Source organism: Vreelandella gomseomensis (genome assembly GCF_031451645.1).
GTDB lineage: Bacteria > Pseudomonadota > Gammaproteobacteria > Pseudomonadales > Halomonadaceae > Vreelandella > Vreelandella gomseomensis.
In genome coordinates, this window is the sequence record NZ_JARWAI010000006.1 from 266538 (window position 1) to 276853 (window position 10316).

Consider the following 10316-nt stretch of genomic DNA (forward strand, 5'->3'; position numbering starts at 1 on the left):
CCTTTAGCCGATATTTTATTTATCGGCGGTGCGGTACAAAACTTGAATGCCTGCTTATCGGGAATCCGCCAGGAAGTTGCCGGCATCCGGCATCGGGCCCAGGGTATCCATCACGCTCACCAGCTTCTCGGCATAGCGGGGGTCGGTCGCATAGCCGCCACGTTGCAGTTCATGCGCCGCCAACTCCGCTGAAGGCGCCTGGGTCACACCGGCATAGCGAGGATTGTTGCCAATCAGGTTGGCGTAGTCGGTGAACGCATGCTCATAGGAGTCGTAGACACGGAACGTATCCACCATTTTTTCGCGACGGCCGTTGATGTACTCGTGGGTTACTACCTCGGTGGTATCGCCATCCCAATGTTCGCCCGCCTTGATGCCAAACACATTGTGGCTGTTGCTGCCGTTCTGACTAGCAATTTCATGCTTGCCCCAACCCGTTTCCAGGGCTGCCTGGGCCAGTATCAGTTCAGCGGGGACGCCGGTGTTACGACTGGCCGCCTGAGCAGAAGGGGCGAGCGTTTCCATGAATTGATTAACGTGCGGCAGCTGCTCGGTCCCTTGACGGGTTGTCTCGGACTGCAAAGGCTCAGCGCTCGTTACCTGACTCTGCCGAACTGCATCCAGCTCGGCCAGGAAGTTACGTTCTGACGGCGCCTCAGGTACCTGGTCATCGCCAGGGTTCAGGGGACTATCCAGCACGCGGGGGGTACCACGCGGGATGCCGGCGATCAGCGCCTGCATCTGCTGATCATCGTGGGATGCCCCCTCGCCACCCCCGGGAACCAAACCTTGCCTTTCAAGTTGTTTAACCAGTGCATCCGCCAGGCCAACACCACGTGACGCGATCACCTGTGACCACTGCTGATCCAGCATCTTCTGGTAGGTGTCGGTGGAGCTGCTGTTCATGAGCCCCGATGCTGGAATCGCATCGCGCATGCTTTTCATCATCATCTGCACGAACAGTGCTTCAAACTGCTGCGCGGCGGATTGTACGCCTGCTTCCGGGTCGACCTTCGCCGTGTGCTGCATCCGCTGGAAGCCCTGCATATCCAGCGCGAACTGACTGCTCATATCGGTGGCGTTCATTAAATGATCTCCAGCTCGGCACGCAGCGAGCCCGAGGCTCTCAACGCTTCTAGAATCGTCATTAGATCCTGCGGCGTGGCGCCCAGCGCATTGAGCGCGTTGACGACTTCATTCAAGTCGGCACCTTCCACCACCTGCAGGTAGGCTTCCTGCTGCTCGATGTCGATATCGGCATCTGGAACCACTGCGGTTTCGCCTTCACCAAAAGGATTGGGCTGGCTGACACCGAACTGGGTATCGATCATGATGGACAGATTCCCGTGAGCCACCGCCGCCTCGCGCAACGTCACGGCGCTGTTCATGACCACGGAGCCGGTACGCGCATTGAGCACCACCCGGGCGGGCGCCTCCGTCGGCGTAACGTTCACGTTCTCGACCCGGGCCATGAAGTTGACCCGGTCGTTGTCATCTACCGGGCCATCCAGAGCAATCACACGGCCGTTGCGCCCGTACGCAACTGACCGTCCAAACTCGTTGTTGATCGCCGTGACCATTCGCTGCACGGTACCGAAATCGGCATCATCCAGCTGTAGCTCCAGCATGCCACCGTTGCCGCCTAGGTTGAGCGCCACTTCCTTTTCCACCAGACCACCGTTGGGAATACGACCCGTCGCCTGCTGGTTGATCTGTACGCTGCTGCCACCCGCTTCAGCACCGGCGCCACCCACCAGCATATTGCCCTGGGCAATGGCGTAGGTATCGCCATCGGCCCCTTTCATCGGGGTCATCAACAGTGTGCCACCGCGTAGGCTACGCGCATTGGCGATGGAGGAAACGACGACATCGAGCCGCTGACCGGGGCGCGAAAAGGGTGGCAGATCCGCCGTCACCATGACCGCGGCAACGTTGCGCAGCTGCAGGTTCGTCCCGGCCGGCACCGTCACACCCAACTGTGACAGCATGTTGGTTAAGCTTTGGCTGGTAAACGGGGCCTGCGTGGTCTGGTCACCGGTGTTGTCCAGCCCCACCACCAGCCCGTAGCCGACCAGCTGGTTGTCGCGAACACCGGAGAAACTGGCGAGTTCGCGTATTCGCTCAGCCTGAACCGGCAGGGCCAGCAGGCAAGCAAGGCCCAAGATACAAAGCTGCCAGCATCGTTTCGCCAGCGCTGGTGTCTTCATACGTTGCATGTCATTGACCCTTGTCGGCGGTGCAGCTAGAAAGGCGACACGTTAAGGAAGAAACGCTGCAGCCAGCCCATGTGCTGCGCTTCGTTAATGTAGCCATCCCCAACATATTCGATTCGCGCATCCGCCACCTGAGTGGAAGGCACGCTATTCTGTGCGGTAATCGTGCGTGGATTGACCACGCCGGAAAAGCGAATGAACTCGGTGCCCTGATTGATGGCAATCTGCTTCTCGCCGCGAACCCGTAGGTTGCCGTTGTTCATGACCTCCAGCACCGAGACGGTAATGGTGCCGGTAAAGGAGTTGGTGGCCTGTGAGCCGCCTCCGCCAGAAAAATCGCTCTGGCCCTCGATATCGAACCCATACTCGGCCAATGTTTCCAGAGCATCCGGCAAGGCGCCAAACTCGAGGCTCCCACTGCCATCGCGATTAGCATTTGAGGCAGAGTTCTTGCTGGCGCTCACCTCTTCATCCAGCACGATCGTCAGAATATCGCCAACCGCTCTGGGGCGACGGTCTTCGAAAAGCGGCTGATAGCCACGGCGAGCCTGATAGATCGAACCGTTGGGCACCGGTGGCGGACGATCGACGATATTGATCTGCTCCTGCTCTCCGACCACCGACGCCCTTGGGATCTGGGCGCAGCCGGCGACTACAAGCAGAAAAAACATCAGCCCAGCCAGCGCTAGCCGTCGCGCAATACTATGTCGTTGCAGCATGAACCAACCTGTCAGTGAGCGGTGTTACAGCTGGCCCAGGCGTGCCAGCATTTCATCGCTGGTCGAGACGGCCTGACTATTGATTTCATACGCCCGCTGGGTCTGAATCATGTTGACCATTTCTTCCACCACGTTGACGTTCGACGTTTCAACGTAGCCCTGGAACAAGCGACCGGCGCCGTTCATGCCCGGCATGTTCTGGTTGGGCACCCCGGAAGAACCGGTTTCCTGATAAAGGTTGCCCCCCATGCTCTGCAGACCGGCGGGATTGATAAAGGTGCTGACATTGATCTGACCAACCTGGTTGGACTGATTGTCGCCCGGCTGACGAACGCTCACGGTGCCGTCTTCACCAACACTGACCGACAGAGCATTTTCGGGGATGAAAATGGCTGGCTCCAGCGGATAGCCGTTGGCCGTGACCATCTGGCCGTTTTCATTCAGCTGGAAGCTACCGTCACGGGTGTAGGCGGTCGTGCCGTCGGGCATCAGTACCTCGAAGAAGCCTTCGCCGTTGATCGCCAGATCGCGGGAGTTCTCGGTCTGCTCGAGGCCGCCCTGAGTATGCAGCCGCTCTGTCGCCACCGCACGCACCCCGGTGCCCACCTGCATGCCGGACGGAAGTCGATCCTGAACGTTGTTCTGCGCACCTGGCTGACGCATGTTCTGGTACAGCAGGTCTTCAAACACCGGGCGCGAACGCTTGAAGCCGTTGGTGCTGACGTTGGCCAGGTTGTTGGAAATCACATCCAGCTTGGTTTGCTGGGATTCCAGGCCGGTCTTGGCCGTCCATAAAGACGAGATCATAAAAGTGCCCTCTTGGCTGACAAGGCGTTATCAGCCCTGGATCGATAACATGCTGTTCGCTCGCTGTGCGTTTTCGTCCGCCGAGCTCAACATCTTCATTTGCATATCGTAGCGGCGTGCCGCATCTATCATGGTCACCATGGTGTCGACGGCACTGACATTGCTGCCTTCGAGTGCGCCGCTGACCAGCGTGGCGTCCTCGTCGGCCGCGAGCGCTCCAGGCTCGCCCTCATCATTGGGCGGCGCACGGAACAGGCCATCCTCGCCACGCGTGAGCTCACCCTCCTCGGGCGTCACCAGCTTGATACGTCCGACATTGACCAGCGCTTCAGGGCCTTCACCCTGGGGGATGGCGCTGATCGTACCATCAGCGCCAATAGAAACCTGCGCCCCCTGAGGCACCACAACGGGGCCGCCATCGCCCACCACGGGTCGACCGTTTCCGGTCATCAGAACGCCGTCGCTGTCAATCTGCAGGTCGCCGCGACGGGTGTAGGCTTCACCGCCGTCCACATCCTGCACCGCCATCCAGGCGTCGTCCTGCATTGCCACGTCAAGCGAGCGGCCGGTGCGCTCGATTGGCCCCTGGGAATAGTCGGTTCCCGGTGTGGTCGTCACCGCCGAGGTGCGGGTAGGGAGTAAGGCATCACCCTCCACAGGCACCGAACGCGCAGCCTGAAGCTGAGCACGAAAGCCTGAGGTGGTCACGTTCGCCAGGTTGTTGCTGACGACCGACTGCTGATCCATCGTGTGCTTGGCGCCGCTCATGGCGGTATACAGCATTCTATCCACGCCCTTACTCCCTTAATATCCCGTCAGCCGTTAGAGGTTGATGATGGTCTGCAGCAGCTCATCCTGGGTACTGATGGTCTGCGAGTTGGCCTGATAGGCGCGCTGCGCCACGATCATGTCAACCAGTTCGCCGGCCATGTCCACGTTGGAGGTTTCAACAGCACCAGGTTCGATCAAACCACGCTGGCCAGTGCCCGGTGCACCCACCAGTTCCTGGCCTGAGGAGCCGGTCGCGGTCCACAGGTTGTCACCGTCAGGACTGAGGCCCTCTGGGTTGCGGAAGCTCACCAAGGCAATCTGGCCCGCTGCGCGTGACTCTTCGTTGGAGTAATTACGCATGATTGACCCATCGTCTTCGATGGTCACGCCTACTAGCGAGCCCGAGGTATAGCCGTCTTGAGACAAGTCGTTGACTGTCGAACTATTGGCAAATTGGGTGGTATCGGGAAAGTCGACCTGGATTTGTTGTGAAGTTAATGTAGGTCCAAACTCGCTATTTGCAACAGCATTACCATCAGCATCGCGAATATCGGTTGGATTATCTAGATCAAGATCAAAAGCAGTAAAGGCATCATTCAAACGGCCATCAGTTGTAAAACCGAAGTCCGCTCCAGCAACATCTTCAAAAGCATAATTAGGTGCGCCCGCTGGGCCGCCCGACATACGCGCGTCTACCCGCCAATCATTGGCCCCAATCTTAGTAAAATACATTGTCAGGTTTCGCGCATTACCCTGAGAATCGTAAATAGTGCCATTAGTGGAGTAGGAGTACTGGCTAGAATCCAGACCATTGGCTATTGCCTCTGCATTAATGTCGGCTCCTGCAGGAGTCGGGTCAATTACCTCTTCTTCAGCATCCAGATTGAGTGAAACATCCAGCTCAGTGGTGGCGCTTGCGGCGAGGTCACCTGCATCGACGCTTAGTGCCTCCACATCGCCGCCACCCTGGATATTGCCGTCGTCGTCAGCCGGGTATCCCATAATCTGCGCACCCTGGGCATTCACCAGATCACCCTCTGCGGTCATGGTTAGCTGGCCATTTCGCGAATAGCCGACTTCGCCATTGGGCTGCTGAAAGCGGAAGAAGCCTTCGCCGGCAATCGCCAGATCCATGTTGCGGTTCGATGACTCGATATTGCCCTGGCTGAAGTTCTGGAGCACCGCTGACGTGCGCGTACCTAGACCGATGCGCGATTCAGCGTATACGTCGGCAAACTGGACGTTGGAACTCTTGAAGCCGACCGTTTGCGAGTTGGCAATATTGTTACCTACCGCCCCCAGCTTATCTTGCTGGGCATTCAAACCACTTAATGCTTGTGAAAAACTCATCGTTCAGTCCCCTGCTAAATAGATCAATACGTTACGGCTTAAAGAATCTGCTTGATTTGATCGAGTGATACCTGGCCATAAACGGCCCCCAGATCGAGACGTACGTCGTCACCTGATTCAGAAGGCGTCACGCCCTGAACTTGGGCATAGTTCAATGTCTCTGCTTCGAGCTCTTCGCCTTCAGCGTCAGTGGCTTTGTAGCTAACATTATACGAACCTTCCGGCACGGCGGCGCCATCGTTGTTCTGGCCGTTCCAACTGAACGACTCGACACCGGCATCGACTCCTTCAATGTTATTGGTATAAACCACTTCGCCAGTCTGGTTTGTCACTTTGATCTCGACGTTATCTGCCGGCTTGTCCAGCTCGATACCAAAAGGCGTTGCATAGCTGCTGCCGTCCTCGCTAGTCCCCACCTTGACCTGGTTACCCGGCACGAGTACCGCATTGCCGATCAACCCGGAGGCCTGCAGCATCTGGGACGCGTTCATCTGCTGAGTGATCCCGCTAAGCGTATCGTTCAAGCTCTCAATGCCGCTGACCGTATTGATCTGGGCCAGCTGGGAGGTCATCTCCGCGTTTTCCATCGGATTCATCGGGTCTTGATTTTCCAGCTGGGTGATCAGCAGGGTCATGAAGCTTTCGCGCAGCTCTTCGGACTGACTGGCCGGCATGCCGCTTGCGCCACCGCCGTTGACATTGCTTAGAACGCTGGTATCGATATTCATGGCTTACCCTTCACCCAGAGAGAGTGTCTGCATCAGCATCTGTTTGCTGGTGTTGAAAACTTCAACGTTGGCCTGATAGGAGCGAGAAGCCGAAATCATGTTGACCATCTCGTGAACGGGCTCGACGTTGGGCTTGGCGACATAACCGTCTTCATCCGCAGCGGGATGGTTGGGCATATACTCGAGCCGGAGTGGCGAGTCGTCCTCGACCACCTCGGTGACATTCACCCCACCCACACCATAGCGTGAGTTATTGGCCTGTGTTTCAAACATGACCTGTTTGGCGCGGTATGTCTCACCATCCGGGCCCGCCACGCTATCGGCATTGGCCATGTTGCTGGCGGTTACATTCATGCGTTGCGACTGGGCGCTCATGGCAGACCCCGCAATATCAAACGCAGAAAACATCGACATATATATCTCCTAACCGACGCAGGCCAGATTATTCCGGCTGCATGGCAGTTTTGAGCCCTTGAATTCGGCTATTCATGATGGTGAGCGCGGCCTGGTAGCGCACGGCGTTATCGGCAAACTGTGCACGCTCACGATCCATTTCGACGGTGTTGCCATCCAGGCTGGGCTGGCTTGGGATCCGGTACAGCAAATCGGTATCGGTGGCCGTATTTGTGGCTGGCCCCTGGCCCATCAGGTGGTGTTCAGATGTCCGGGACAGGGTTAAACCGCCGCTGTTACCGCTCTGCCCTTGCTGGCCAGCATCCACGGCTTTTTTCAGTTCGCTGGCAAAATCGATATCCCGTGCCTTGTAGTTCGGGGTGTCAGCATTGGCAATATTCGCGGAAAGCACTTCATGCCGCGCCTGTCGTAACCCCAGCGCTTGCTGGTGGTAATTCAAGGAAGATTCTAATTGGTCAAGCATGCCAACCCTCGCTCGCTGAGAGGCAAAAATAGAATTTATTGATGATGGAGAATACGACGGAGCCTGTCAGCCTAAAGCATGGAACAACCCTCGTTTCCGCCATTATTTCTTGTGATAATCCTCATCCGTTTTCGCTATAGTTGGCGAAGGTATTATTACGCTTCTTCTTTATCGAGCACTCTATTTCATGCGTCCATCGCCGCTCGTCTTGAGGTCAGGAATAGCGTTGCGCTTCTTGCGTCACTTTTCGCTGGCCATTTTGCTGTCGTGGGCCTTCATGCCAATGGCTGGCGCGTCATCGTCCAAGCATACGGAACTGATGGAGAGCGTTCATCAATTTCTCTACCAGGAAGCTCATGCGCTTGGCAACGAGGTGGTGATCAACCTTCGCGAGCCTTCGCCCCACCTTCCCACCTGCACCAATCCGGAACCGTTTCTCACCAATCAGAACAAGGCCCCGCTTGGCCGCGTATCCGTGGGCGTTCGCTGCGGCACCGATAGCCGCCAAGTGCGTTATTTACAGGCAGACATTGATGTTATCGGTAGCTACATGGTGGCCGCCGTGGATATTGAGCGTGGCGCGCAAATAACGCCCGACATGCTGGAAGAAGCTGACGGTAATTTAGGCGATCTATCGTCCCGGGCTATAACGGATTCAGACGACATCGTCGGAAAAATCGCACGCCGCCCAATCGCCAGCGGCACGACGCTTCAGTCCCATTTCGTTGAAGCGCCTCATCTTGTTGAACGAGGACAGCGTGTCAGGGTCATAGCACAAGGTGCTGCCTTTCAAGTTTCTCGTGAAGGTGAAGCGCTGGAAGATGGCGCTATGGGTGAGGACGTCAGAGTACGCTTTGGTTCACGCGAAGTGCTCACCGCTCGCGTCATTGAGCGTGGCACGCTGATGGTCGATTTTTAATTGAATGGCTAAAGTTTTACTCGGTGGCGCCGATAGTTCACGTAATCCGCGCATCGGGCGCTCAACGTTGACGATGAGGCACACAACGTGAAAATTGATAACGTCAATAACCCTCTGCTCCGCTCGGGTCCCGCCCAGCAGCGCGACGATACCCAAAAAGCGGGGAGTTCGCCGTCTGCCACATCGGGCACCGAAGCCAAGGGCTCGACTCAGCTCAGCACCCAGAGTGCCGACGCCACTCATGATATCGACAGCGCTAAAGTCGAAGAAATTCGCGATGCCATTCGCGATGGTCGGCTTGAAATTCGTGCTGACCGCATTGCGGATGGCCTGATTGCCAACCTTCGCGAATCCCAGGAGTAAGCTATGAGCCTCGCCAGCTTGTTGACTGACCAGCAGCAACGTGTCGACACGTTGATCGACCTGCTCGGCAGCGAGCAGAACCTGCTGACCCAAGGCGATATTGACGGCGACGCTCTGGCCGGAGTGGCCCACCAAAAGCAGCAATTGCTGGCGGAACTCGAGCGCATCGAGTCCCTGCGGCGTAGCGTGCAGAAACGCCTTGGATATGAAAATGGCGCACGTGGCGCCAAGTTGGCCGCTCAGGATGCAGGCTGTACAGAGGCATGGAACCAGCTGTTGGAAAAGAGCGAGCGCGCCGCGCGCATGAACGCGCTTACCGGCAAGATGTTGTCTTTACGCATGCAGCATAATCAGCAAATGCTCGATTATATCCGTCAGATTGCTGAAAAAACGCTCTACACCCCCACCGGGCGTAATTCCGCCCAATCAGGCAAGATCAATGCTTCCGCGTAATCCTTAAAAGCTATACAAGTATTTTACGTGGTGTTTAAATCTAGAAACTAATTGTTTCTTCACGCCACAGGATTACCGATGCTGCCTCATTTACCAAACCAGTTCACCGCCCTCGTGACAGGTGCATCAGGTGGAATTGGTAATGCGCTTGTCAAACATCTGCTTGCCTCACCTCAAACAGGTCGTATTATTGCCGCCAGCCGCCAGCCGCCTCTGCTGCAGGATGACCGCCTTACTCACCTGTCACTTGATGTTTCCCAGGAAGAGGATCGCCTTGAACTTGCAAGGCATCTCGATGATGTTCCCGTTCATCTTTTCTTCAACGCCATCGGTCTGCTACATGACAGCACACAAGGCATCAAGCCAGAAAAGCGCCTGGATCGGTTGACCCTTGAGGGTCTTACCCAGGTCATGCAGGCTAATGCGTTTACTCCGGCGTTATTGATTTCTGCCCTACAATCTTCCCTACAAGGCTCACACCCTTGCATTATTGCCAGCCTGTCGGCTCGCGTTGGCTCGATCAGCGATAATCACCTAGGCGGCTGGTACAGCTACCGTGCCAGCAAAGCGGCACATAATATGCTCATGAAGACCGCGTCTATCGAGCTGTCACGTCTCAACAAACAGTCGATTGTGCTATGCCTGCACCCTGGCACGACGGATACACCGCTCTCCCAGCCTTTCCAGGCCCGAGTTCCCAGCGGCAAGCTGTTCACACCAGAATTCGTCGCTTCACAGCTAATGGATGTCGTGGCCAAACGCACGCCTGACGACACGGGAAGCTTCTGGGATTGGGCAGGCGATCCTATCGAGTGGTAAGGCACTCAGCAAAAAGCCCCGAGCGCAGTACGCCCGAGGCTTTCCTTCCGCCCAAACAAAAAAACCCAGCCGGTTGGCTGGGTTTTCTGCGGTATAGGTGCCTGACGATGATCGGGCAGGCCATCCTGGGGGCGGCCTTCCGCTACGCTTCATGGGGAGACCCCTAAACAAAAACCCCCGAGCACGATGTGCTAGGGGGTTTCTGCGGTATAAGTGCCTGACGATGACCTACTCTCGCATGGGGAGACCCCACACTACCATCGGCGCGAAGCGGTTTCACTGCTGAGTTCGGCAAGG

General features: G+C 56.8%; 13 protein-coding genes and 1 rRNA gene. 4 read left to right on the forward strand and 10 right to left on the reverse strand.

The annotated features are described in order from the left end of the window. Positions 1-54 precede the first annotated feature (54 nt). From flgJ to flgB, 9 genes are read right to left on the reverse strand one after another with little or no spacing between them, the layout of a single operon-like run. On the reverse strand, positions 55-1086 hold the full coding sequence (gene flgJ / locus QC815_RS10210; protein WP_309768331.1) for a flagellar assembly peptidoglycan hydrolase FlgJ: 1032 nt from the start codon (positions 1084-1086) through the stop codon (positions 55-57). Beyond that, on the reverse strand, positions 1086-2207 hold the full coding sequence (locus tag QC815_RS10215; protein WP_230447817.1) for a flagellar basal body P-ring protein FlgI: 1122 nt from the start codon (positions 2205-2207) through the stop codon (positions 1086-1088). The genes flgJ and QC815_RS10215 overlap by 1 nt, the downstream gene beginning before the upstream one ends. A gap of 35 nt (positions 2208-2242) precedes the next feature. Continuing rightward, positions 2243-2932: a flagellar basal body L-ring protein FlgH gene (locus tag QC815_RS10220; protein WP_230447599.1), complete on the reverse strand. Its 690-nt coding sequence runs from the start codon at positions 2930-2932 to the stop codon at positions 2243-2245. Between the two features lie 24 nt (positions 2933-2956). After that, entirely contained in the window at positions 2957-3739 is a 783-nt protein-coding gene (gene flgG / locus QC815_RS10225; protein WP_230447598.1) for a flagellar basal-body rod protein FlgG, read from the reverse strand. A 30-nt stretch (positions 3740-3769) separates the two neighbouring features. Next, positions 3770-4531, reverse strand: a complete 762-nt coding sequence (gene flgF / locus QC815_RS10230; RefSeq protein WP_230447597.1) for a flagellar basal-body rod protein FlgF — start codon at positions 4529-4531, stop codon at positions 3770-3772. A 30-nt stretch (positions 4532-4561) separates the two neighbouring features. Beyond that, positions 4562-5860 (reverse strand): flagellar hook protein FlgE, encoded by a 1299-nt coding sequence (gene flgE, locus QC815_RS10235; protein WP_230447596.1) that lies wholly within the window; start codon positions 5858-5860, stop codon positions 4562-4564. Between the two features lie 38 nt (positions 5861-5898). Next, entirely contained in the window at positions 5899-6588 is a 690-nt protein-coding gene (locus QC815_RS10240) for a flagellar hook assembly protein FlgD (RefSeq protein ID WP_230447595.1), read from the reverse strand. Positions 6589-6591: 3 nt separating this feature from the next. Next, positions 6592-7002 carry a flagellar basal body rod protein FlgC gene (gene flgC / locus QC815_RS10245; RefSeq protein ID WP_230447594.1) on the reverse strand — a complete coding sequence of 137 codons (411 nt, stop codon included), beginning with the start codon at positions 7000-7002 and terminating at the stop codon, positions 6592-6594. A gap of 28 nt (positions 7003-7030) precedes the next feature. Continuing rightward, positions 7031-7465: a flagellar basal body rod protein FlgB gene (flgB, locus tag QC815_RS10250; RefSeq protein ID WP_230447593.1), complete on the reverse strand. Its 435-nt coding sequence runs from the start codon at positions 7463-7465 to the stop codon at positions 7031-7033. Positions 7466-7691: 226 nt separating this feature from the next. Between flgB and flgA the strand changes: the two genes are divergently transcribed. The 4 genes from flgA (at position 7692) to QC815_RS10270 (ending at position 10019) form a co-directional block, all read left to right on the forward strand. Further along, complete coding sequence (flgA, locus tag QC815_RS10255) at positions 7692-8384, forward strand: flagellar basal body P-ring formation chaperone FlgA (RefSeq protein ID WP_309768336.1); 693 nt, start codon at positions 7692-7694, stop codon at positions 8382-8384. 87 nt (positions 8385-8471) lie between these two features. Then, the gene (gene flgM, locus QC815_RS10260; RefSeq protein WP_230447591.1) at positions 8472-8747 is read left to right on the forward strand and encodes a flagellar biosynthesis anti-sigma factor FlgM; all 276 of its coding nucleotides are present in this window, start codon (positions 8472-8474) and stop codon (positions 8745-8747) included. A 3-nt stretch (positions 8748-8750) separates the two neighbouring features. After that, a complete protein-coding gene (locus tag QC815_RS10265) occupies positions 8751-9200 on the forward strand; it encodes a flagella synthesis protein FlgN (protein WP_230447590.1) in 450 nt (149 codons plus the stop codon). A 78-nt stretch (positions 9201-9278) separates the two neighbouring features. After that, positions 9279-10019, forward strand: a complete 741-nt coding sequence (locus QC815_RS10270; RefSeq protein WP_230447589.1) for an SDR family NAD(P)-dependent oxidoreductase — start codon at positions 9279-9281, stop codon at positions 10017-10019. A 215-nt stretch (positions 10020-10234) separates the two neighbouring features. On the opposite strand, the gene rrf is transcribed toward QC815_RS10270, so the two are convergent. Next, positions 10235-10316: ribosomal RNA gene (gene rrf / locus QC815_RS17375) — 5S ribosomal RNA — on the reverse strand; the annotation flags it as partial.